Below are 23,322 nucleotides of genomic sequence, written 5' to 3' on the forward strand. Positions count from 1 at the left end.
AGATTTAAGAGTTTTTCAGTCATAAATGGTTGTCCACCTCCATACTATTGAGTAGAGACGGTAAACGACAATGCGATATGGAGGCTCTTAGATGAAATCAATGAAACCAATACTTTTAATTTTCGCTGGATTATTTCTCATTATACTAATGATCCCGACATTGTTAGTTGCGCCATTTATGAGCGGTACACAAGGTGAACTAACCGAAGACCTTCAAACCAAAAAGGAAAAGGAAGAACAAGTCATGCTGGGAAAATCAATTGTTGATGTACCGGTCTATCGCAGCAGCCTGGGCAAAACGGAAAACATTCCTCTTGAAGAATACATCATTGGCGTTGTCTCTTCAGAGATGCCTGCCACTTTTGAGGATGAAGCTTTAAAAGCTCAGGCCCTTGCAGCAAGAACGTATATAGTAAGACAGCTGCTTAATGAAGAGCCAATTGGTGTTCCAGAAGATGCAGTTGTATCCGATACGACAACACATCAGGTTTTCAAAAGTGATGCTGAGCTGAAAAAGCAGTGGGGCAAAGATTATGATTGGAAAATGAAGAAAATTTACAATGCCGTCGCCAGCACACAAGGACAGATCTTAACTTATGAAAACAAACCGATTGATGCATCCTTTTTCTCCACAAGCAACGGTTATACGGAAAACTCAGAAGAGTACTGGACGACACCGTATCCGTATTTAAAGAGTGTGGAAAGCCCATGGGATGAAAAATCGCCTGAATATTATGATCGAATCGCCATCAAAGTGAGTGACTTTGAGAAAAAACTCAATGTAAAGCTAGGTTCAGGCGGAGAAGTTGGGAAAATCATTGAACGCACATCAGGCAAAAGGATTGCTCAAGTCGATATTAACGGCACAAAGCTAAACGGCAGAGAAATTCGCGAAAAACTTGGACTCCGCTCCAGTGACTTTACATGGGAGCTAAAAGGCGATCAAGTCGTCATCACCACGAAAGGCTTCGGCCACGGTGTCGGCATGAGTCAATACGGTGCAAACTTCATGGCCCAGGACGGCAAAAAATATCAAGACATCGTCAGCTACTATTATCAAGGCACCCAAGTAGCGAATGCTGAGCCATTTGTGACACAATTTACGGCTCGTAATTAAGGGAGAGTGCGGGGGATAAGATCCTCGCGCTTTTTTTGTTTGGGGATTGGGGTGCAGCGGATCGGATAATAAGAAGGTGATTTCGGATAATAAACCTTGGATTCTGGCAAATAAACAGGCTCTAGCGGATCATAAGAACAGTGTTGTCGATAATAAGGCAGAGAAGCTGGTATCCGTTTTGGCTAGACTTACATATGTAATCGCATTCACGTAAAATCTCAAACATGAATACCCAAGTGCAGCTAAAAAAGGCTATTTAGGGGTTTGAATGTAGGGTTTCAGGTCAATAATTTGATGTTTTTGTATTGGAATGGACAGGGTGCAGCGGGTCGATAGTAAACCTTTGCTTCCGGTTAATAAAGCGGCACTTGCCGCTAGTAAGAGCAGATTTTTTCAATAATAAGCTGATAACAAACAAAAATCCGATTCCCCAGAATCGGATTTCCTTCATTATTCCACCACACGTTTCCCAACAATCACTAAATCGCGTTCAATTCCATCCAGTTCGGCAACTCGCGGCATTTTTGCCCATTGTTCAAAGCCGAAGCGCGCGAAGAGCCGCAGGCTTGCTTCATTGTGTCCGAACACAAAGCCAAGCAATGTTTTGATGCCGAGTTCTGGACATGAATCAATGGCTTTTTGCAGGAATGTGGTGCCAATTCCTTTTCCGCGCACGTTTTGATCAATATAGATGCTGACTTCAGCGGTATATTGATAAGCTTGTCTGCCATAGAAAGATTCAAAGCTTAACCAGGCGACAATTTTTCCTTCATCCTCCATCACCCACAGCGGACGTTGGTCTGAGTGCTGATGGAACCAGCCCTCGCGATCAGCTACTGTAACAGGGCTCAGGTCTGCCGTAACCATTCTGCTGGCAATTGTAGAGTTATAAATGTCAACAATGACAGCCAAATCTTGTAAGACAGCTTTTCGAATAGGGAAACTCATAGAAGATCACTCCGCATCATTTAACTTTTGAAAGATAGTCGTAATAAATGAAGGACGCTTTGCAAAATACATAACCTTCATTAAATAGAAGGAAACAAGAACCCCGATTGCGTCCTTTATTAAATCAATCACTGTAGCAGATCGATAGGGAACAAAGTATTGATGAATTTCATCTGTTGCTCCGTATAAAATAGATATTATTGCAGCAGTTACACTTACTTTAGCAGTCCAGCTTTGATGAGCGGCAAACGCCAAAGCAATCAGCCAATAGAGAATTCCAAATTCTATTAGATGAAGAGACTCTTTCATTAAATGGTCAAATGAAAAAGGCGTCTTAATAATAGCATCCGCTGGCAAACTTGATAGAATCCAGATCAGGATCATATAGAAAATAGGTGCTAGGGTCAGCAACCATTTCAGTAAAGTATTTTTCATCTCCGTACTCCTTCAGATTGCTGATGGAACATAGTATACCATGTCTCAAATAATTATTTTTAAGATTGATACATATTTTTAAAAAAGACTGCAAAAAATAATATCTGAAATTTTTTAAATAGCGGTGTATATATTTTCAGAATTTTGTTCAGAATGATTGCTGAGGTGATGATAGAATGAGAGAGGAAGAAACTAAACGTACTTCTCAAAACTCGAAAATGCAAAAATTTTTCAGAAAGCGTTGGGTATTCCCAGCAATCTATTTAGTCAGTGCAGCATTGATTTTGACAGTCGTATTATGGTATCAGGCTTTAGGCAATGGCAATTCTGCAAATGAGGATATGATCGATCAAGGAACATCGTATCAAGATGAACCAACAGCAGAGGTTAACTCAGCAGTAGAAAATTTCAGTATGCCTGCAGTAGACTCTGACGCAGTATCGGTCATCCGTAACTTCTATGAAAAAGATGCATCAGCAGAAGAGCAAGAAGCAGCACTCGTTTCCTATAATAATACGTATGAGCCTAGCAAAGGAATTGACTTGGCTAAAGAAGATGGCAAGGAATTCGAAGTTGCAGCTTCATTAAGCGGTACTGTTACAAAAGCCGAAAAAGATCCTTTACTTGGACAAGTTGTTGAAATCGAGCATGAAAATGGTGTCACAACTGTTTACCAATCACTAGCAAGTATTACAGTTGCTGTTGATGACGAAGTAGAACAAAACGAAGTCATTGGACAAGCTGGAAAAAGCTTGATGAAAGAAGAAGATGGCGTACATGTTCACTTTGAAATCCGCAAAGACGGCACGGCTGTCAATCCATTAGATTACATGGATAAACCGCTTACTTCTTTAAACTCAGTAAATGCTGAAAAAGAAAAACCAGTTAAAGAAGAAGAAGAGCCTGCTAAAGAAGAGGACGCTAAAGAAGAAAAAGGTGCTGAAGAAGAAAAAGGCGCTGAAGAAGAAAAAGATGCAGAAAAAGGCACTGAAGAAAAAGGTGCTGAAGAAGATAAAGAAAAAGAAGATGCTGGTAAAGAAGGCAAAGAAAAAGGGAATCAAGAAGACCAATCTGAGGTTTCTGTCAGCACAAAAAACGCTTAATCTTAATAAGCAACAATATATAGATGTCTATCCAATAGGGGTAGACTATTTTTTTGTTCCAAGTTTTTTAATAACTCGACAAATTTCTCGGGAAATATCTAGTTGAGGAAATGGAATATGAGGGTTAACTGATGCGCTTTTGAAATTTGTTTAATACTGTTTCGAAGCTCATTTGTTAAATTACCAATGCTTTCTTGCAGCAATTCATATTGAATAGATGTTTCGCCACAATGCTTAATTATATTTGAAACCATTTTTTCCACCGATCCTACACCAATTTCTGCACCATCCAAACGTGATTCAAGCTTAACCAAGCTGAGTTCTAAGGTATCCATACGATTTTCGAACTTGACCAAGCTCGTATCCAGCTTATCTGATCTTTCATCGACCTAATCAAACTGGCTGTTCATTTGATTCATCATTTTCATAATAAGTGCTTCCACTTTTGTTTTCACCTCCTAAAATTTAGTGTATTACAGCATGTCTTCGAGCGGTTATTCTGCAATATTATAAAAAAATTCGCATAAATCCCTTGTCCCTCTTGACTTTTTAGCATATATCTTCACCCAAGCTAATAAAATGTTACAAACCTAACAAAGAGAGTGTATGAGGTGAGGGATCGTGAATATTTTTCGTAAACGCAGCAATGGTGGCATTATACATTCAGCTAAGCGGAAAATGGCTGCTGTAATTAGGTATGCGAGTCTCATTTCACACTTCTCACATCCATTTTAGGGAGGTCGAGTGGTGTGCACGATTACATCAAAGAACGTACTATCAAGATTGGAAAGTATATCGTGGAGACGAGGAAAACTGTTCGCGTGATTGCGAAGGAATTTGGCGTTTCTAAAAGTACTGTCCATAAAGATTTGACAGAAAGACTGCCTGAGATCAATCCTGAGTTAGCAAATGAAGTGAAAGAGATCCTTGATTATCATAAATCGATACGCCATTTAAGAGGCGGGGAAGCGACAAAGCTTAAGTATCGGAAGGAGGATATCCTTCAAGAAGAACCAGTAAAATAATAGAATGGCGTGTCTTATTTTGCAAAGAACGTGTCTTTCTTGCAATTTCGACAAATCCCAACAAATATAAACATGAAATTTTACAAATTCATACTTTTTTTAGTAATATATGATACAATATGAAATTAGGGCACAAAGTAGGAAATACTGGGATTAGATTGCAAGGAGGATATGGAAAGAATGTTTGCAAGGGATATTGGAATTGACCTTGGTACTGCAAATGTACTAATTCACGTAAAAGGAAAAGGCATCGTATTAAACGAGCCATCTGTAGTTGCGCTAGACAAGAATACTGGCAAGGTTCTTGCTGTTGGAGAAGAAGCAAGAAGAATGGTAGGACGTACTCCTGGGAATATTGTTGCGATTCGTCCATTAAAAGACGGGGTTATCGCAGATTTTGAAGTAACAGAAGCTATGCTCAAGCATTTTATTAACAAGCTGAATGTGAAGGGCCTATTCACGAAACCGCGGATGCTGATCTGCTGTCCGACGAATATTACTTCTGTTGAACAAAAGGCCATCAAAGAAGCTGCTGAAAAAAGCGGCGGAAAACACGTATTTCTTGAAGAAGAACCAAAGGTTGCTGCAATTGGTGCAGGCATGGATATTTTCCAGCCAAGCGGAAATATGGTAGTAGACATTGGCGGTGGGACGACAGATGTCGCAGTCCTTTCAATGGGCGATATTGTCACCGCCTCTTCTATTAAGATGGCTGGGGACAAGTTTGATATGGAAATTTTGAATTATATTAAAAAAGAGTACAAGCTGTTGATTGGAGAACGTACGGCTGAGGATATCAAAACACAAGTAGCAACAGTATTCCCAGGCGCACGCAACGAAGAAATCGCCATTCGCGGCAGAGACATGGTATCTGGCTTGCCTCGAACCATTACAGTTAATTCTGAAGAAGTTGAAGGCGCATTACGTGAATCTGTGTCTTTAATTATTCAAACAGCAAAAAGCGTATTGGAGCGCACCCCGCCGGAACTTTCAGCGGACATCATCGACCGAGGCGTGATCTTGACTGGAGGCGGAGCCCTTCTCAACGGACTGGATCAGTTGATGGCAGAAGAATTAAAGGTACCCGTTTTAATAGCTGAAAATCCAATGGATTGTGTCGCAATCGGAACAGGCATCATGCTTGACAACGTCGATCGTCTGCCAAGACGCAAGCTTGGATAATACTTAATTGGAAAAGGATCAGTTCTTGGACTGGTGCTTTTTTATTTTTTCAATCTTCCTATAAACCTTTCGACATTCCAGCCGATTTTAAGAGTGTACCTTTAAATTATTATTAAGATTTATAAAATCATACTGTGATATTTCCAATTGTCAGATATAATAAAAATAGAAAATACTGTCGAAAAAAGAGAGAAAGGCTCTCTATGAGGTGAATAGATGCTAAGAGGTTTTTATACGGCGACTGCAGGCATGCTTGCACAGCAGCGCAGAACAGAAATGCTGTCCAATAATTTAGCCAATGCGAATACACCCGGATATAAATCAGATCAGGCTGCAATGAAGGCATTTCCAGAAATGCTGCTGAAAAGAGTGGAGGCTGACAAGGTACCCGTCCAAAACGGACAAAACTTCGGTACAGCTAGTACGGTAGGATCTTTAAATACTGGGGTGTACCTTCAAGAAATGATTCCTCAATTTACTCAAGGAGATCTTCGTGAAACGGGATTATCCAGTGATCTTGCATTAGTTGAGGAAATAATTCCGGTTAACGGGGAAACGAATACAAAAGGAATGCTGCTTTTCACTGTGCAAACTCCAAATGATGGACTGCGTTATACTCGCAACGGACAGTTTACCCGTAATGAAAACGGACAGCTTACACTTGCAGGCAATCCTGTTCTCGGAACAAATGGGCAGCCCATTACAGTTGCATCCGATCAATTCGAAGTGACTCCAGATGGAACGGTGAGAGTAGACGGTATTGCTCAGGCTCAGATTGAAATTGTGTTTGCAAATGATACGAGAACATTAATCAAAGAGGGAAATGGACTTTTCCGTGCGGAAGATGGCTTGCCGAGTGCGGTGGATAATCCTGAGATATCGTATCAGCTTAAGCAAGGCTTTGTGGAAGGCTCAAACGTTGATGTTTCAAAAACGTATACAGAAATGATGACAGCATACCGCGCCTTTGAAGCGAATCAAAAGGTGCTGCAGGCTTATGATAGAAGTATGGACAAAGCCGTGAATGAAATCGGCCGCTTAAGATAATAGGGGGATAAACATGCTACGTTCGATGATCACGGCAACAAACACATTAGGTCAGCTCCAAAAACAGCTTGATCTGATTGGAAATAATATGGCAAACATTGATACACAAGGATATAAACGGACACAAACCGGATTTTCAGAGCTTCTGCAACAGCAAGTAGATAATGCAGGACTTGAAGATAATCCTGCCGGAAGATCAACGGCTCTAGGCATTCGTTCTGGAGTTGGAGCCATGGTATCGGGGCAAACTGTTTTTACTCAAGGCGGCATTAAAGTGACAAACCGCGAACTTGATTTTGCACTGACAAAACCAGGACAATTTTTGCAGGTTGAAGCAGACGGCAAACTTCAATATACGCGTGATGGCGGACTTTATTTAAACCCTGCGGAAAATGGGCAGCTGCAGCTTGTATCCTCAGAAGGGCACGCTGTGCTTGATGAAAATCAAAATCCGATCTTTTTTGCTGACAATTTTAAAAATGTAACTTTATCAGCAGATGGCAGATTATCAACTGTACCCCAAAATGCAGCGGACTTTCCTCAATCCGTACAATTAGGCGTTGTGAGTGTTAATCAGCAATCTATGCTTGAAAAACAAGGCGGAAATCGGTACGCTTTAAATGAGAATGCACCAAACGGAACCATCTCATTCCTGAACCCGAACCAAATTGGGCTTGAGCAAGGTGCTCTTGAACTATCAAATGTGGATTTATCAAAAGAAATGACTGAATTGATGGTATCCCAGCGATCTTATCAGTTAAACTCGAAATCAATTACAATGGGCGATCAAATGCTCGGCTTGATAAACAGCGTCAGATAACAAAGGGGTTTTTACAATGAGTACAAACGAACAATCTCGCGAACAAGTAAAACAAGCAAAAAAAACGGAAGAACGTAAGCGCAGAATCAGGATTCGTCTTATCCCGATCTGGCTGCGTATTGTTTTAGTGCTTTTCTTTATGGCCGTCGGAGCTGTAAGCGGCGCGATGATTGGATACGGTGTGCTCGGTGACGGAAAACCAACAGATGCTCTAAAAAAAGAAACGTGGCAGCACGTCTTTGACCTAGTCGAAAAAGAATCCGAAAAATAAGGAGGGTTAATCCCTCCTTTTGTTGTATAATAGAACTAATAGGTTGTACTAGGAGGAGGTACTAAAATGTTAGACATCACACAAATCAAAGAAATCATCCCGCACCGCTACCCGTTCTTGCTCATCGATCAAATCCTCGAGGTAGACGAAGGCAAGCGTGCGATCGGACTGAAAAATGTAACAGCAAATGAAGAGTTTTTCAATGGCCATTTCCCAGACTATCCTGTCATGCCAGGTGTCCTGATCGTAGAAGCATTAGCCCAAGTCGGAGCAGTGGCCATGCTCATCAAAGAAGACAATCGCGGCCGCCTGGCCTTCTTCGCCGGCATTGACAACTGCCGCTTCAAAAAGCAAGTAAAACCAGGTGACCAGCTCCGCCTCGAAGTCGAAATCAGCCGTTTACGCGGTCCAATCGGCAAAGGCAAAGGCATTGCCACAGTAAACGGTGAAGTCGTCTGCGAAACCGAATTGACATTTGCTCTTGGGGATAAGAAGGAATAGTTTGAGTAAAGGCGATCCTGTTTTGGGGTCGTTTTTTTGTCGTTTTGAATTAGGGGGTAGATGGAAAAATGAAAATAAAACGCTCAAATCTGAAAATAAAACAATAGTTTTCGCAAATAAAAGAGGCATATTCGAAAGTTAGAATCCTATTTTTGAAAATTAGGCTCGATCCAGCGTGAAACAAAGTAGCAAAACAAGCTGATTCACGACTAATTGAAAAGAAAAAGCTTAAATAGCCAAGTGCATCTAGGAAAAAGCATTTATTTGAACGTAATAACAAGGCTCGAGGAAAAGTGATATTCTGTTCTGCAATAATCCTGTAAATAGAGTATATATGGAAAAATGAAAATAGAACACTCAAATCTGAAAATAGAACCAGGCTTTTCGCAAATAAAAGAGGCATATTCGAAAGTTAGAATCCTATTTTTGAAAATTAGGCTCGATCCAGCGTGAAACAAAGTAGCAAAACAAGCTGATTCACGACTAATTGAAAAGAAAAAGCTCCAAGTGCAACTAGCAAAAGCATTCAGCAGAAATTTTTCCTTTAATAGAGGTATTTATAGATTAATACCGAAATTAACAAAGTCAATAAAGAGAAGGAGTGATCATTTGATTAAAAAAGAACAAAAGTTACCTATAAAAATACGAAAGTTGCAAGCTTTACTTAGACGGTTGCCTTCCCATCATAAAGAAAGAAGCAGAATTGAAGGCGAATATGCAAAAAGTTTGGCTGGATACCGTGGTGAGAATTCAATTGACTACCACCTGACGCCATACTTAAGCAAAGAGTTCCTTGTTTTGCATGACATTCGCCTATTAAAAGATGAAAAGAACTATTTTCAATTAGATATTCTGCTGCTTACAAGAAGCTATCTTTTAATTCTTGAAGTAAAAAACATGAGCGGTACACTTTGTTTTGATCAAAAATTTCAGCAGTTAATCCGAACTTTGAATGGAAAGGAAGAAGCATTTCCAGATCCCATTCTACAAATTAAGAAGCAGCAGAAAAATCTTCGAAAATGGCTTTTGGAACAACATTTTCCTGATATCCCAATCTATTCATACATCGTCATCAGTAACCCCTCAACTATTCTTAAAACGATTCCAACATACTCAGAGAATGTACTAAAAAAAGTGATTCATGCAGGTGCACTGGAAGATAAAATTCAATTCCTCTCTTCCCGTTTCATCGAAAATATAATGACAATTAAAGAATTAAACAAGTTATCCAGACTGCTGATAAAACGCAATACCCCCATTAATCCCAATCTTCTTCAACAATTTCAAATTCCTTTTTCAGAAATTATTACCGGTGTCCATTGTGTAAAGTGCTTTTCAATCCCAATGAAGAAAATCAGCGGCAGCTGGATTTGTATGAGATGTCAGCACACAAGTAAAGATGCACATATCGCATCTCTTCAGGATTACGCCTTATTATTTGGGCAAACAATAACAAATAAAGATATGAGGGAATTTCTTCATCTTTCCTCGCCATCCTCTGCATCAAGGATATTAATGACCATGAACCTCGAATACACAGGCAGCTACAAATACCGTAAATACCAACTCCCATTATAAAAAATACGTTTAAAAATCCCCAACCGTGGTAAATAAAAACTATAACGGCCGTTTTTGACAAATTTCAGCACGTATAATCTCAAGTATTCTGGACATCCTAACCACGAACTAAGAATGAAAAAAATCTGGTCTAATTAAGGAAGGAGCATGACCATGAATAAAAAATGGATACTTAAAATTTCAGGTTCACTACTTGCAGCTATGTTGATTGCAGGCTGTGCGGACGATCAGGATCCAGCACCGCCGGAAGATAACATGGAAGAAGAAGCTCCAGAAGAAGAAACACCTCCTGCTGAAGAAGAAACAGAACAAGATATGGAGCAGGATATGGAAGAAGATATGAAGGAAGATGAGCACCAAATGGAAGAAGATATGGACATGGAAGACGAAGAGAAAAATCAATAATAAAACAAAAAGTCCCTTCACACTTGAGGGGACTTTTTCACGGATAATTCTCTTTGTTCATTGAGTTTTTGTTTGAAAGCCTGTACCAGGTCTTCGCCGTTCAACCCTTTATCAATCAGATCACCGAGCAATTTTTCAGGTTCATGCTTTGATTTTCGTGCAAGCATGCGCCCCTCGAATAAAACAGAAATATGTTTTTCCAGCACCATGATGGATTTAATCATCGCCTTAATCTCTGCGGGTTTGTTGGTTTTTTTTGAAATGGTTACATATAGAGGCAATTCATTTTTTTGCTGTGAAAGCAATTCAAATGATTCAAGCTGTTCTTTTTCTAACAGGGCCTCAATCATCCAATGATTTTCCCCATCTTCTTTGTTGATAATCAGGCCGTCTGTCAGGGCGACATCTTCTAAACGGCTGCCTTCGTCCCCATGCATTTCAATGGTCAGCCCCACGAGTCTAAACGTTTTCATAAATATCCTCCTTGGTCCAGTGTATCGTTCCTATTTGGTTATTGTTACATTATACCATACAGGAATGATGTAGCACCAAAGGTAAGGGATGAGCCGAATTATTCAATTATCTTAAAAATGTGTTCGATATTCGAAATGAGTAATTCTTCAACATGTTTGCGGGTTTTTGATTTCAAGAGTGTCACTCGTTCAATTTGTTCGAGTAAATGAGGTGTTTTTACTAAATAATCACTGCAAGATTGGATTCTGTTTCATAGCGGGCGTAAACCTCGTGAAGAATGGGATTTTTTCTTTTTAAATGCATTGCTTAAGGAAATAAGGTAGGAAAGTTCGGGAGCTTGTTCACCTGTTTCCAGACGGGTAATAACAAGGCCGGGACACATTCATCCGCTCAGCTAATTGCTCCCTGAGACCAGCCGAATTGATTTCGATAAAATTTGATGTTCATCTTAAGTGTTTCCAGTTCATTCATTTGGATTGCACCTTCATTTCCGTTGTGCTAACACTTTACTCATATCGTAAAGGAGCTATAGTTCTAATAGAGAACAGATAAATAATTGTTCAAATAATGAACAAAAACAGAAATATGAACGAAAGAAGAGCATTTTTGAACTATTAATAGGAAAAAAGAGGTAATGTGCATTAAATTACAATTTATTACAAAATATGAGCAAATATGCCTGATTCTCCATATTTTCAAAGAACTGATAATTTGTTATGTTCAAATAGTAAAATTCAAGAAATGAGGCTGATGCATGGAAACGTTCAAATTAAGAACAATAACGGTAAAAGACTTACAAGTGACAGGTGAAGTTGTATTGGAAAGGCTTGAAGATACACCGCTCTTATTGAAAGTAGGGGAATTGATTGCAGGGAAAACGAAGTATTACCACTTTCACGTTTATAGGGAATCAACCGTTGAAATATTATATGAAACAAAAGACAAGCTTCAAATCGTAAGAATACAATTCAATCTGCAAGAAAATCGATTGTCGATCAAATCTTTTGAATGGGTGGAGCAGGTAAATCGTTATGAAGAAACCGCCATTCAAAAAGAACTCATCGAATCTCCATCATTTCAATCCATTCTCCAAAGCATCAGCTTTTCAGGAAAAGAACAGCAATCCTATTTATTTCACACTTTTAGAAAATAGCAAGATGCACGATAAATTGTTTTAATTTCACTTCTAAAAAAAGTAATCCCGCTATGAAAAAATGAATTTTCACATTGTAAAACTTGATTTTCAATATTTTCCCTATTTTCAACAAACCGTTACAATAGTCCTGTAAGCTAAACGGAAGGAGGAATTAGGTGATTAACTCAGTCACACTAGTCGGCAGATTAACAAAAGATCCAGAAATGCGGTACACGGCAGAAGGGGCCCCTGTAGCCAATATTACCCTTGCAGTCAGCCGATCGTTCAAAAATTCATCAGGTGACATGGACACAGACTTCGTCAATTGCACCCTATGGAGACGCACCGCAGAAAACACAGCGAACTACTGCCGTAAAGGTTCGATCGTCGGAGTATCCGGACGAATTCAAACCCGTAACTACGAAAACTCAGAAGGCCGGCGCGTCTATGTCACAGAAGTCGTCGCAGACTCGGTGCGCTTCATGGGCGGCAAAACCCGTGAACTTGCAGTAACCGAACAATAATAACCCCACGATTTTCCTCTCAGAGACAGAATCAATGAAATCCCCACTTCCCCACTTAACTAGCCAGATCTCACTGGCTAGTTCTTTCTTAAGATTAGGAAAGTAGGCTATAATAAAATAAAGAAAGCGAGGTATCATTGCATGAATGAAGAGCTGCTAAACCGAATTCTCACTGGTATCGACGGAATTACAACGGAAGTAGCAGAGCTGAGAACAGAATTGAAAGCAGAAATATCAGAGCTAAGAACTGAATTCAGATCAGATATGTCAGAGCTGAGAACTGAGATCAAATCAGATATGTCAGAGCTGAGAACAGAATTAAAAGCGGATATGTCGGAGCTGAGAACTGAGTTCAAATCAGATATGTCAGAGCTGAAAACTGAGCTGACAACAGAATTTAAAACAGAAATGTCAGGGCTTAGAACAGAATTGACAGGAGAATTCAAAACAGAAATGTCAGGGCTTAGAAAAGAATTGACAGGAGAATTCAAAACAGAAATGTCTGGATTAAGAACGGAAATGACAAAAGAAATCAAAACAGAAATGTCTGGATTAAGAACGGAAATGACAAAAGAATTCAAAACAGAAACTTCTGGATTAAGAACAGAAATGACAAAAGAATTCAAAACAGAAACTTCTGGATTAAGAACAGAATTACTGCAAGAAATGGTAATCCTCGAAGGTAAGCTTGATGATAATGAAGTGAACAGTAAGAACAGAGATAAGATGATTCTAAAGGCAATTACAGAACTAGAAGACAAGGTGAATGAAAATGAGAAAAAGAGCGAGGCAAGAGACACCATGCTTCTAAAAGAATTTTCACATCAACGGCTGGAGATCGAGTATCTAAAGAAAAAATCAGCGGAGCATGACCTGGAAATATTTAAATTGCATGAGTTGAATCAGCCTTAAGTGAGAGGGTGATTTTTTTTGAGACCTTCTAATTAAGCGGTATATGGAAAAAAGAAAGTATAATCAGCAAAATGGAAAGTATGCACTGGATTTCCGCAAGTAAAAAGGGCATTCCGGCAAGTAACAACCCCATTTTCGCAAGTAAGACCTGGTTCAGACTGAAAACAGACATCATGCACAAGCCATTTCATACTCCATTCGATCCTTCCAAAACCCCTTATCCCACCATACAAAAAAACCAGCCCGCAACCCGGACTGGCTTCTAATCCTATTTCCCAACCTTCTTCAAAATCAACTCATACAACTTCTTCCACTCGTCACTCTTTGTTTCTTTCTTTAATTCTTCCTTTTTCTTGCTCAATGTCGCGCGCCTCCTAGCTCATGGAGAGGGTGAAAAGCTCTTCCAGTTCGTCTGTAGACAGCTCTGTAATCCAGCTTTCGCTTTGGATGATTTCATCGTTCAGGGATTGCTTTTTGTCCAGCATGCCGTCGATTTTTTCTTCGATGGTTCCCGTTGTGATCAGCTTGTGCACGTGAACAAAGCGGCTTTGACCGATGCGGTAGGCGCGGTCTGTCGCCTGGTTTTCAACGGCCGGGTTCCACCAGCGATCGTAGTGAACGACGTGGTTGGCAGCTGTCAAATTCAGTCCGGTTCCGCCGGCTTTCAGAGACAAAATCAAAATTGAAAACTCTTTATTCTGGAACTGTTCCACCATCTTGTCGCGCGCCGCTTTAGGGACACTGCCGTTTAAGAACAAGACTTTTTCTCCAAATTCATGTTCAAGCAGGGACTTAATCATTTCGCCCATGCCGATATATTGCGTGAAAATCAGACAGCTTTCTTCTTGCTCGCGAATGGCAGTCACAAGCTCAAGAAGTTTCTCAATCTTATGTGATCGCGTCGTCACAGATGTAGCCCGTTCCTCTTTCAAATACAGCGCAGGATGATTGCAAATTTGCTTCAGCTTCCCAAGCATCTTCAAAATCAATGCCTTCCGCTGCATGCCTGCAAGCTGTGTCACTTGGTCAAAGGTATCTTTGACTAGCTGTTCATAAAGGGAGGCCTGTTCAACCGTAAGCGGGATATATTCCTTTTGCTCCTGCTTCTCAGGCAGATTAAGCGCAACCTGTTCATCCCTCTTTGTCCGCCGCAGCAGGAATGGCTTAATCATCTGCTGCAGATTCCCGATAATCGCTGGATCGCGATCCTTCTCAATCGGCAGCACAAATCGTTTATGAAAATGATGCAAGCTTCCAAGAAAGCCAGTATTGATAAAATCAAAAATTGACCATAATTCCGTTAAACGATTCTCCATCGGCGTTCCTGTCAGGGCGATATGATGCTGGCCCTTCAACTTCCGTATCGCTCTGGACTGCTTCGTGTGCGCATTTTTAATGTTCTGCGCTTCATCCAAACAAATCGTGCTCCACGTAACAGAAGCAATCTCTTCATGATCCGCGTGAGACAGGCCGTATGATGTCAAAACAATATCCGTATCGGCCAGCGATACACGAAAATCTTCACCCTTTGCCCGATTTGGACCGTAATGAAGATGAACCTTCAAACTAGGAGCAAACTTCTCAATTTCCTTCTGCCAGTTACCGAGAACCGACGTTGGAGCAATAATTAGGAACGGCGTCTCACGCTTTTCATGCTCCATTACATATGTGAAATAAGCAATCATCTGTATCGTTTTGCCGAGCCCCATATCGTCCGCTAAACAAGCGCCAAAATGGAACTTCCGCAGAAACAGCAGCCAGTCAACCCCTTGCTGCTGATAAGGACGCAGGTCACCGTGAAAAGATGCTGGAACATTGTGCGTAGGAATATCCGTTATCTCCGTCAGCTGACGAAGCATCGACTTCATTTGACGGCTTAGTTCAATATGAATATTAGCAAAAGCCCTTGAATCAAGAACTTCATCATCAATATCACGCGTCTCAGCAAGTTCCTGCTGCAGAATATCTGAAAAGTGCAATCCTTCTTTTTCAGCTTTTTTCAAAATCGATTGCACATGCTTAATAAAAGCAGGATCAAGCTTGATCCACTGTCCTTTAAAGTTCACAAGACGGCGGTTATCATTTACCATTCCCATGAACTCTTCTTCGCTCATTTCAACACCATTCGTCGCAAAACGCCAGTTGAAATCAATGAGCGAGTTCATGCCAACAAAGGATTGTCCGCGCGGGGCCGACGACATCTTCGCCTTCAGCATCACTTTTGAATCACGGACAACTTGCCACCATGATGGCAAAAGGATTTCCACACCGGTATTGACGAACGTTTCACTCGCACTTGTTAAAAAGAGCCACGCCTCATCCTCAGTAATATGAGTATTGCCGTTTTGAAAAGAAAGCCAAGGCACAATTTCCTCAAAGCGCTGCTGCTCACGTTCAATCCGGTCCATATAACCTCTCCAAGGTGTCGGCAAATCCTTTAACCCTTGAAAAAGATGAAACGAATCGGGATTTTTCCGATCACGTAAAAACAGTTCAAGCTTCCAATCATCGCCATCGTAATCAGGCTCATTTAAACGAAGTCCAATCGTAAACGGTGCATCATCAATCAAGAAGCCAATTTTCTCAAGCCAGTCACGTTCATCAAGAAAATGTCCTTCGAATTTCTCGGTCGCAGCATAAGCATTCACAATGTCACTCCATGCACGTCCAAGGTCTGGATTTTGATCAATTAAATCATTCACTGCTGCTGACAGCCAATCTGCCGTAAACCCCTCAAGCTCACCCTTAATGTCTCTCCACCCAAATGCACCATTTTTCCAGCGCTCAAAATCAGGCATAAATTCGCCATTCACAATACAGTCGTAAATCGCTTCAGCCGCATCAATCAGCGGGACGGCATCGCCGCTGTACTCAATATCAGCAAGCGAATTCGTCGTATCTTTTCCGATCAGCTCCACCATCATCCATGGAGAAAGCAAAAACGAAGGGACACCGATATAACTCACATCTTCTAGCAAGGATCCAAAGAAAGAGGATTCATGCCAGGTGAACAAGTAGCGCCGCATATGATTTGTTCCGAGCGTTTTCTCATCCTTTGTCGTGCACCATACGTAAAAGTGAAAATTCTCGATTTGTTCCGTATGGACAGAAATCTTCAAATCATTCAGCATGAATCAACTTTCCTCTCTTCAGCTCCTCTTGAAAAGCACGCAAGCGCCGATGCTCATGTGATAGCTTTTCAAGATAGATTTCAAATTGTGCCTCATTCTTTGCTTTCTTATATAACGTGCGCGCTTTCTTCAAATAACGCACCGCAAGTTTATAGTTGCTTCTCGTCCGCATCGAAATCTCCTGGCGAATGGCATGATGATAAATCGTCAGCAGTGATTCAGGACTTTCCTTCTCTACAACCTTTAACAAATCCCGGTCAATCTCATACAATTCATACCCAAGCAGCAAATGAAGCTCTGCCCATGTCCTGAACTGCTTTCGATTCACGAGAAAATGATGATACTCCGCATAGCTGAATGGCAGCGTATTGCGGCAGGCATTTTCATAGATGCGCTCATCCTTCGTTTGAAGGGAATACTCAGCAAGCATATCAAGGAAAAATCGAGTCGAACGACGCTTTTCTTCATATGGAATATCAGAGTTTAGAAAATCATCCGACTTTCCAAGCAAATACGTGAACCACTTCGCTGCGCGCTTCCAATTCTTCCGTGAAACAAGATCCGCAACCCAATCAAATAATATTGGAAAAGCACCAGTGTTAAACGTCTTCATCTTTTCAAATAGCGCATCATCATCACCCTGCAGAAAATCCATATGAATGAGAGCAAGATGATATTCAGGAAACGATTGTTCACTTAGATTTCCATGAAGCCAGCTAATTTCCTTCTCAATCCATTTCTTACGATTGAGCAGGCTGAGCCAAAGCATGCGATAAAGACTGATCCTCTCAAATTGCAAATATTGACTGCCTTCAATCAGATGATGAAAAACCTGTATGCTTTCCTCCAAAAGAGGATCAAGAGAGAAAGGCAAAGCAAATTTCCGCATCTCTCTAAGTTCATTTGTAATGGCATCAATACACTCTTCAAAATAAGAATGATACAAATTGTGTAACAAATTTTCATTTGGTTTCGTCTCATTAAGTATCTGAAACATGTAGAACAATGTCGTCAGGTTTGCGTGTATAAGATAAAACCGTCTCAGGTCCGGATTTTTAGGAGCCTTCCGCTTCAAAATCGGATAATAATGATTGTACAAGCTTTGAATTTGCTGTACATTCCGAGGACGATTCTGGGACCAGCGCTTATATTCAAACTCGAAAAAAGAAAGCCAGCTTTGCAGGGAATCATCTTTCCAGCTCACAGAAGGAATCATCTGGCTCGCGGGCTTAAGCTGTGCTAAAATCGCCTGCTGTGTCATGGCATTCCAAGCGTCCATAAATGTACCGACCCGTTCAACGCTTGCATATAAATAGAGAAAGGCTGCCATGACATGACGGCATGGAAAAGCAGCGGGACAAGAACACGAGCTCATCGTAAAAAAATCAAGCTCAATCACAACTTTAACAGGGGTCACATCCTGAACATTGGCACTCACTGTATGTCCATCAATTTTTATATTGTACACGCTGCCCTGCCGATACAGCATCAGCCCTTTTTTCACAAGATTTCGATCGTCTTCTAACTTAGGCGAAAGCTGATCCTGCAGCTGCTCACCCGCATGCACGATCAACTCTTTATCCAGTTCATGCTGATGCATGGCACACCGCTCCTTTTTTAAGTAATAAGAAAGTATAAAATTTTTCGCTTTTATGTCAAGTTCCATCGCCTAACTCCTCGGACAGAATAAAATCCCCAAAAGTCAAAATCGGACTTTTTGTGTGATTTTTTATCTGTCTGTCGGAGCTGACCAGGCGATTCCGCTTTTCTTAGTCAATTCTTTTATTATAACTGATAATGGATGAAGGATGAAAGGGAAGAGGGAATTTCGGCACGAAGGTTTAGAGTAAAGAATATTCGGGGACATAAAAGATAGTTCGACACGAATGGTATAAATACCAGTTGTAAAATGTCAAAAAACGCAGTATAATCTGCTTGTTGTATAAAAATGTAAACTTACAAGAAAGGAAAATTTGTAGAATGAAAGAAAATAGCCTTAAACAAGAAGAACTTCTGCAAATTTTAATGCACGCCTATCAAAAAGGCGAGCATTCAAATGAAATCACGACAAAAGAAATGCTGGATGAGCTGATTCTTCAATTTCGAAAAGTATATGCATCTTAATAGATTTTGACCGAAAAAAGTCCGCAAATTCAGATTTGCGGACTTTTTTCGTCACTATATGACAAAAGTTCTATTAAACTAGTAGGTATAACCCCCGATATATTAAAAGTAGACAAAAAAGTTTTAGACATATATCGACAGTTTTCGAGGGGGCCCTACTACATGAGTCATTGGATCACACCAGAAGAAATGGAACGAAAAAAAGAGATGAAAAAGCGTATGATGACTGTCTCTATCCCGCTTTTCACAATTTTGGTTACAATACTTATTACCGTAATAATTAATGGATTATAAACAAAAAGGAGATTTGCTAAATGCAAATCTCCTTTTTTAATGGAAAAATTTTAATATACAATTTACAATTCCTTGTTATAATAATCATTGTTTCAAAAAAAGATAATAAATGACAAAAGGTAAGAGTTTTATCACATTTAATGTAAAATTATGTAGATTTAGACTAGGTCTTTTATTATAATAAGCTTTGCGTTTTTTATTATTACATAAAATAATCGGAGGTCAACATGGAAGAAACCATCAGCTTGAAAGAGCTGTTTCAAACACTAAAGAAACGTCTTTCACTCATCATCATTATCACGGCAATCGCTGCAGCCACGAGCGGAATCATTAGTTATTTTATTCTCACTCCTATCTATCAATCTTCTACTCAAATTCTCGTGAATCAAGCAAAGAATGAACAACAGGTATTTAATCCTGGAGAAGTGCAAACGAATCTCCAATTAATCAACACATATAACGTCATTATCAAGAGTCCGGCTATTTTGGATAAAGTTATTCAAGAACTAAAATTAGACATGTCCAGCGGTCAATTAAACAGTAATGTAACGGTAGCAAGTGAGCAAAACTCACAGGTTGTAACCATTTCAGTTCAAGATGAAGATCCTAAGCAAGCTGCTGAACTAGCAAATACAATTGCCACAGTTTTTCAGAAAGAAATTGCAACAATTATGAATGTAGATAATGTAAGTGTCTTATCAAAAGCTGAACTAGGTACTGACCCATCGCCGATTAAACCTAAGCCGGTGTTGAATATTGCTATTGCTTTAGTTGTGGGTCTAATGACAGGTATTGGCTTTGCGTTCTTACTTGAATACTTAGACAATACGATTAAAAATGAACAAGATATAGAAAAACATTTAGGACTTCCAGTACTAGGTGCAATTACAAGAATTGATATGGAACAAGAAATGAAGGATCAAAAAGCAGTACTAAATTCGAACACAAGAACAAGAGGTGAGTCACTTGGCTCGTAAAGATCGCAAACAATTATTTCAAATGCAAAATAGAAGCTTAATCTCAATGACAACTCCAAAATCTCCAATTGCAGAGCAATATCGGACAATTCGTACAAACATTCAATTCTCAACGGTTGATGAAGAAATCAGTTCAATGATTGTTACATCAGCAGGTCCTGGTGAAGGTAAATCAACGACTGCTGCTAATCTAGCTGTTGTTTTTGCTCAGCAAGGTAAAAAGGTTTTATTAGTTGACGCTGATCTTCGTAAGCCAACAGCTCACTATACCTTTAAAGTTGATAATCATGTAGGGTTAACAAATATATTAACTAGGCAATCGACATTAAGTGAAGCGGTAAAAGTTACAAGTCAAGACTTTCTTTCTTTATTAACAAGCGGACCGATTCCTCCCAATCCTGCTGAGCTAATGGCTTCTAAAACAATGAGACAATTCATAGCAGATGCTAAAAGAGATTACGATATTGTCCTATTTGATACGCCGCCAGTTCTTGCAGTGGCAGATGCTCAGATTCTATCTAATAGTGTAGATGGAGTAGTGCTGGTTGTAAGCAGTGGAAGAACAGAACTAGAGTCAGCAAAAAAAGCAAAAGAACTACTTGAACAGGCTCAGGCTAAAATTCTTGGAACTGTACTGAATAACAAAAAGGTTCAGGATAGTCATTATTACTATTATTATGGTGCGAAGTAATTTTTTTGAATAAAAAACACATCTTAAGACCTATAAGAGAATGAGTTTTTTCTTTGATTATATTTAAAGATAGGTATTTTAACTCTTTTGAATACCTATCTAAAAATCCTTGGGGGTGAACCTATTGATTGATATACACTCACACATCCTGCCTAAACTGGATGATGGTGCTGGAAGCTTAGAAGAAGCAGTACAGATTGCTAAAGTAGCAGTTGAAGAAGGAATTACCAAAATCGTTGCAACGCCTCATCATCAAAATGGAAAATACTTAAATTATAAACAATCTATCATTGATAAAGTAGATGAATTAAACCTGCTATTAACCAAAGAAAACATTCCTCTAGTCATTTTGCCAGGACAGGAAACAAGAATACACGGAGATCTGATTACTGAACTCGAAAATGATCTTATCCTGTCTCTCAACCACACAACCTACGTATTTATTGAACTGCCTTCTGGACATGTACCAAGATATACAGAACAAATGCTGTTTGACATTCAATTGAAGGGTCTCACGCCAATCATCGTCCATCCTGAACGAAATTCAGAAATCATTGAGAATCCGGATCTATTGTATAACCTTGTGAATAAAGGAGCTTTGACACAAATTACTGCATCTAGCTTAACGGGGCATTTTGGGAAGAATATTAAGAAGTTCACATTTCAGCTGATTGAATCGCAGCTTACTCATTTTCTAGCGTCTGACGTTCACAGTTTGAAAAATCGTCCGTTTCGACTTGTCAATGGATATGATGTTCTTAATGAAGAATTTGGATCGGATGCTGTATACCTTTTTAAAGAAAACGCAGAATTGTTGGTTAAGAATTTAAATGTTTATAAAATGGATCCAAGCAAAATTAAGAAAAAGAAATTTTTAGGTATTTTTTAAAATGGATGATTCCTCTTATTCACTTATAAGCATGCTTATAACTGACATTGTTTCTGAATGAATTATAGACGTATGTGGATTAAGGCAACTTTAGCATAAAGAAAAATAATTTATATTTAATAAATTAAATAATAAAGAGGGTCTGTGACATTGAAAAAAGTAAAAAAAGCGATTATCCCGGCGGCAGGACTTGGAACCAGGTTCTTGCCAGCAACAAAGGCAATGCCTAAAGAAATGTTACCAATCGTAGATAAACCAACTATCCAATACATAATTGAAGAAGCGATAGAATCAGGAATTGAGGATATTATAATCGTAACTGGTAAGGGGAAAAGAGCAATTGAGGATCATTTTGATCATAACTTTGAACTTGAACAAAACTTAATTGAAAAAGAAAAGTTTGAATTGCTTGATAAGGTTAGAAAATCATCTGGAATCAATTTGCATTACATCAGACAAAAAGAACCCAAAGGTTTAGGCCATGCAGTATGGTGTGCACGTAAATTTATTGGAAATGAACCTTTCGCTGTATTATTAGGTGACGACATTGTTCAAGCTGATAAACCTTGTCTTGGACAATTAATTGATCAGTTTGATATAACGCAATCTTCTGTAATAGGAGTTCAGACTGTACCGGTTGAGCATACTCACCGTTATGGAATCGTTGATCCTGTTTCTAGTGAAGGAAGAAGATACCAGGTAAGTAACTTTGTGGAAAAACCTGCTAAAGGTCATGCTCCTTCAAATTTAGCCATTATGGGGCGTTATATCTTTACTCCAGAAATATTTACACATTTAGATAAGCAAGAAACTGGTGCAGGTGGGGAAATACAGTTAACGGATGCTATTCAAAGATTGAACAAAGAGCAGCATGTATACGCTTATGATTTTATAGGTAAAAGATATGATGTTGGTGAACAGTTAGGTTTTATTTTAACATCAGTGGAAATGGCTTTAAAAAGAGATGACCTAAAAAGGGATCTACTCGCGGAATTACAGAAGCTTTTACAATTAGAATTAGTTGGAGTAAATGAAAATGTCTAATATACACTTTGAAAATTCAAGAGGGATTAAAGGCTATTCTATAACAAATAAAGTTAAAAATAATTCTTCAATTTATTTAATCACTAAAAGGTTTGTTGATATATTTTCTGCACTATTAGGACTTATTTTTTGCTTTCCTATTATTTTTGTTATTTCTGCGATATTTTTATTTGAAAGAAAAAAAGGTTCAGTTTTTTTCAAACAGATTCGAGTTGGGAAAGATGGGAAAAAATTTTTTATTTATAAATTTAGATCAATGGCAATTGATTCTGAGGAAAGATTGAGATCTGATAAAGCACTCTATGAGAAATATGTAGCAAATAACTATAAGTTAGAACAACACGAAGATCCTAGGATAACTAAATTAGGTGCTTTCTTAAGAAAAACGAGTTTAGATGAAATTCCTCAATTTTTTAATGTTCTAAAGGGTGATATGAGTTTAATTGGACCGCGGCCCGTTGTTGAAAAAGAGTTAGAAGAATACGGTGATAGAGTTAATGATTTCCTTTCTGTGAAACCTGGATTAACTGGTTTTTGGCAAGTCAGTGGAAGAAGTGACGTAAAGTATCCAGAACGAGTAGATTTAGAACTTTACTATGTATATAATCAATCCTCATGGTTTGATTTGAAAATTCTATTTCTTACGATTTGGATTGTGCTCTTGAGAAGGGGAGCCTATTAAATAATATGTATAT

Annotated in this window: 26 protein-coding genes; 20 read left to right on the forward strand and 6 right to left on the reverse strand. The window is 39.2% G+C overall.

Translation table 11 applies throughout. The features are described 5' to 3' along the window. Positions 1-91 precede the first annotated feature (91 nt). Positions 92-1,117, forward strand: a complete 1,026-nt coding sequence (gene spoIID / locus CYJ36_RS11310; protein ID WP_101567374.1) for a stage II sporulation protein D — start codon at positions 92-94, stop codon at positions 1,115-1,117. A 450-nt stretch (positions 1,118-1,567) separates the two neighbouring features. On the opposite strand, the gene CYJ36_RS11315 is transcribed toward spoIID, so the two are convergent. Continuing rightward, positions 1,568-2,065 carry a GNAT family N-acetyltransferase gene (locus tag CYJ36_RS11315; protein ID WP_101567375.1) on the reverse strand — a complete coding sequence of 166 codons (498 nt, stop codon included), beginning with the start codon at positions 2,063-2,065 and terminating at the stop codon, positions 1,568-1,570. 6 nt (positions 2,066-2,071) lie between these two features. Next, positions 2,072-2,500 carry a VanZ family protein gene (locus CYJ36_RS11320; RefSeq protein ID WP_101567376.1) on the reverse strand — a complete coding sequence of 143 codons (429 nt, stop codon included), beginning with the start codon at positions 2,498-2,500 and terminating at the stop codon, positions 2,072-2,074. A 176-nt stretch (positions 2,501-2,676) separates the two neighbouring features. Here CYJ36_RS11320 and CYJ36_RS11325 point away from each other — a divergent pair, with 176 nt between their 5' ends. Further along, positions 2,677-3,603, forward strand: a complete 927-nt coding sequence (locus tag CYJ36_RS11325) for a M23 family metallopeptidase (RefSeq protein ID WP_101567377.1) — start codon at positions 2,677-2,679, stop codon at positions 3,601-3,603. Positions 3,604-3,701: 98 nt separating this feature from the next. Here the strand turns inward: CYJ36_RS11325 and CYJ36_RS11330 are convergent, their stop codons facing one another. Further along, positions 3,702-3,938 (reverse strand): hypothetical protein, encoded by a 237-nt coding sequence (locus CYJ36_RS11330; protein WP_219621088.1) that lies wholly within the window; start codon positions 3,936-3,938, stop codon positions 3,702-3,704. 414 nt (positions 3,939-4,352) lie between these two features. On the opposite strand from CYJ36_RS11330, the gene spoIIID reads away from it, so the two are divergent. From spoIIID to CYJ36_RS11370, 8 genes are all read left to right on the forward strand, one after another. Continuing rightward, positions 4,353-4,628 carry a sporulation transcriptional regulator SpoIIID gene (gene spoIIID / locus CYJ36_RS11335; protein WP_070875369.1) on the forward strand — a complete coding sequence of 92 codons (276 nt, stop codon included), beginning with the start codon at positions 4,353-4,355 and terminating at the stop codon, positions 4,626-4,628. A 180-nt stretch (positions 4,629-4,808) separates the two neighbouring features. After that, entirely contained in the window at positions 4,809-5,810 is a 1,002-nt protein-coding gene (locus CYJ36_RS11340) for a rod shape-determining protein (protein ID WP_101567379.1), read from the forward strand. A 216-nt stretch (positions 5,811-6,026) separates the two neighbouring features. Beyond that, complete coding sequence (locus tag CYJ36_RS11345) at positions 6,027-6,857, forward strand: flagellar hook-basal body protein (RefSeq protein ID WP_101567380.1); 831 nt, start codon at positions 6,027-6,029, stop codon at positions 6,855-6,857. A gap of 13 nt (positions 6,858-6,870) precedes the next feature. Beyond that, on the forward strand, positions 6,871-7,677 hold the full coding sequence (locus CYJ36_RS11350) for a flagellar hook-basal body protein (RefSeq protein ID WP_101567381.1): 807 nt from the start codon (positions 6,871-6,873) through the stop codon (positions 7,675-7,677). A 16-nt stretch (positions 7,678-7,693) separates the two neighbouring features. Beyond that, positions 7,694-7,948: a DNA-directed RNA polymerase subunit beta gene (locus CYJ36_RS11355; protein WP_101567382.1), complete on the forward strand. Its 255-nt coding sequence runs from the start codon at positions 7,694-7,696 to the stop codon at positions 7,946-7,948. 66 nt (positions 7,949-8,014) lie between these two features. Next, the gene (gene fabZ / locus CYJ36_RS11360) at positions 8,015-8,449 is read left to right on the forward strand and encodes a 3-hydroxyacyl-ACP dehydratase FabZ (protein WP_101567383.1); all 435 of its coding nucleotides are present in this window, start codon (positions 8,015-8,017) and stop codon (positions 8,447-8,449) included. 651 nt (positions 8,450-9,100) lie between these two features. Then, positions 9,101-10,027 (forward strand): nuclease-related domain-containing protein, encoded by a 927-nt coding sequence (locus tag CYJ36_RS11365; protein ID WP_219621089.1) that lies wholly within the window; start codon positions 9,101-9,103, stop codon positions 10,025-10,027. A 153-nt stretch (positions 10,028-10,180) separates the two neighbouring features. Next, entirely contained in the window at positions 10,181-10,432 is a 252-nt protein-coding gene (locus CYJ36_RS11370) for a hypothetical protein (RefSeq protein WP_101567385.1), read from the forward strand. 17 nt (positions 10,433-10,449) lie between these two features. On the opposite strand, the gene CYJ36_RS11375 is transcribed toward CYJ36_RS11370, so the two are convergent. Beyond that, a complete protein-coding gene (locus CYJ36_RS11375; RefSeq protein ID WP_101567386.1) occupies positions 10,450-10,905 on the reverse strand; it encodes a YwpF family protein in 456 nt (151 codons plus the stop codon). A 755-nt stretch (positions 10,906-11,660) separates the two neighbouring features. Here CYJ36_RS11375 and CYJ36_RS11380 point away from each other — a divergent pair. The 3 genes from CYJ36_RS11380 (at position 11,661) to CYJ36_RS11390 (ending at position 13,477) form a co-directional block, all read left to right on the forward strand. Beyond that, positions 11,661-12,059, forward strand: a complete 399-nt coding sequence (locus tag CYJ36_RS11380) for a hypothetical protein (RefSeq protein ID WP_101567387.1) — start codon at positions 11,661-11,663, stop codon at positions 12,057-12,059. 158 nt (positions 12,060-12,217) lie between these two features. After that, positions 12,218-12,565 carry a single-stranded DNA-binding protein gene (gene ssb / locus CYJ36_RS11385; protein WP_101567388.1) on the forward strand — a complete coding sequence of 116 codons (348 nt, stop codon included), beginning with the start codon at positions 12,218-12,220 and terminating at the stop codon, positions 12,563-12,565. 141 nt (positions 12,566-12,706) lie between these two features. Continuing rightward, a complete protein-coding gene (locus CYJ36_RS11390; RefSeq protein WP_101567389.1) occupies positions 12,707-13,477 on the forward strand; it encodes a hypothetical protein in 771 nt (256 codons plus the stop codon). Positions 13,478-13,851: 374 nt separating this feature from the next. On the opposite strand, the gene CYJ36_RS11395 is transcribed toward CYJ36_RS11390, so the two are convergent. Beyond that, the gene (locus CYJ36_RS11395) at positions 13,852-16,608 is read right to left on the reverse strand and encodes a DEAD/DEAH box helicase (RefSeq protein WP_101567390.1); all 2,757 of its coding nucleotides are present in this window, start codon (positions 16,606-16,608) and stop codon (positions 13,852-13,854) included. Next, positions 16,598-18,274 carry an SWIM zinc finger family protein gene (locus CYJ36_RS11400; RefSeq protein ID WP_101567391.1) on the reverse strand — a complete coding sequence of 559 codons (1,677 nt, stop codon included), beginning with the start codon at positions 18,272-18,274 and terminating at the stop codon, positions 16,598-16,600. Before CYJ36_RS11400 ends, CYJ36_RS11395 begins: the two co-directional genes overlap by 11 nt. A gap of 314 nt (positions 18,275-18,588) precedes the next feature. Here CYJ36_RS11400 and CYJ36_RS23625 point away from each other — a divergent pair, with 314 nt between their 5' ends. From CYJ36_RS23625 to CYJ36_RS11425, 7 genes are all read left to right on the forward strand, one after another. Next, positions 18,589-18,732, forward strand: a complete 144-nt coding sequence (locus CYJ36_RS23625; RefSeq protein WP_180850243.1) for a hypothetical protein — start codon at positions 18,589-18,591, stop codon at positions 18,730-18,732. Between the two features lie 162 nt (positions 18,733-18,894). Then, complete coding sequence (locus CYJ36_RS24395) at positions 18,895-19,026, forward strand: hypothetical protein (protein ID WP_257962456.1); 132 nt, start codon at positions 18,895-18,897, stop codon at positions 19,024-19,026. 227 nt (positions 19,027-19,253) lie between these two features. Continuing rightward, a complete protein-coding gene (locus tag CYJ36_RS11405; protein ID WP_101567392.1) occupies positions 19,254-20,003 on the forward strand; it encodes a YveK family protein in 750 nt (249 codons plus the stop codon). Continuing rightward, entirely contained in the window at positions 19,993-20,694 is a 702-nt protein-coding gene (locus CYJ36_RS11410; protein WP_374702796.1) for a CpsD/CapB family tyrosine-protein kinase, read from the forward strand. The genes CYJ36_RS11405 and CYJ36_RS11410 overlap by 11 nt, the downstream gene beginning before the upstream one ends. Before the next feature lie 124 nt (positions 20,695-20,818). Then, positions 20,819-21,583, forward strand: a complete 765-nt coding sequence (locus tag CYJ36_RS11415) for a tyrosine-protein phosphatase (protein ID WP_101567393.1) — start codon at positions 20,819-20,821, stop codon at positions 21,581-21,583. A 150-nt stretch (positions 21,584-21,733) separates the two neighbouring features. Next, positions 21,734-22,627 (forward strand): UTP--glucose-1-phosphate uridylyltransferase GalU, encoded by an 894-nt coding sequence (gene galU / locus CYJ36_RS11420; protein WP_101567394.1) that lies wholly within the window; start codon positions 21,734-21,736, stop codon positions 22,625-22,627. Beyond that, positions 22,620-23,309 (forward strand): sugar transferase, encoded by a 690-nt coding sequence (locus tag CYJ36_RS11425; RefSeq protein WP_180850245.1) that lies wholly within the window; start codon positions 22,620-22,622, stop codon positions 23,307-23,309. The genes galU and CYJ36_RS11425 overlap by 8 nt, the downstream gene beginning before the upstream one ends. The last annotated feature ends 13 nt before the right edge of the window (positions 23,310-23,322 follow it).

This window comes from Bacillus sp. UMB0893, assembly GCF_002858905.1.
Taxonomy (GTDB): Bacteria; Bacillota; Bacilli; order Bacillales; family Bacillaceae; genus Bacillus_P.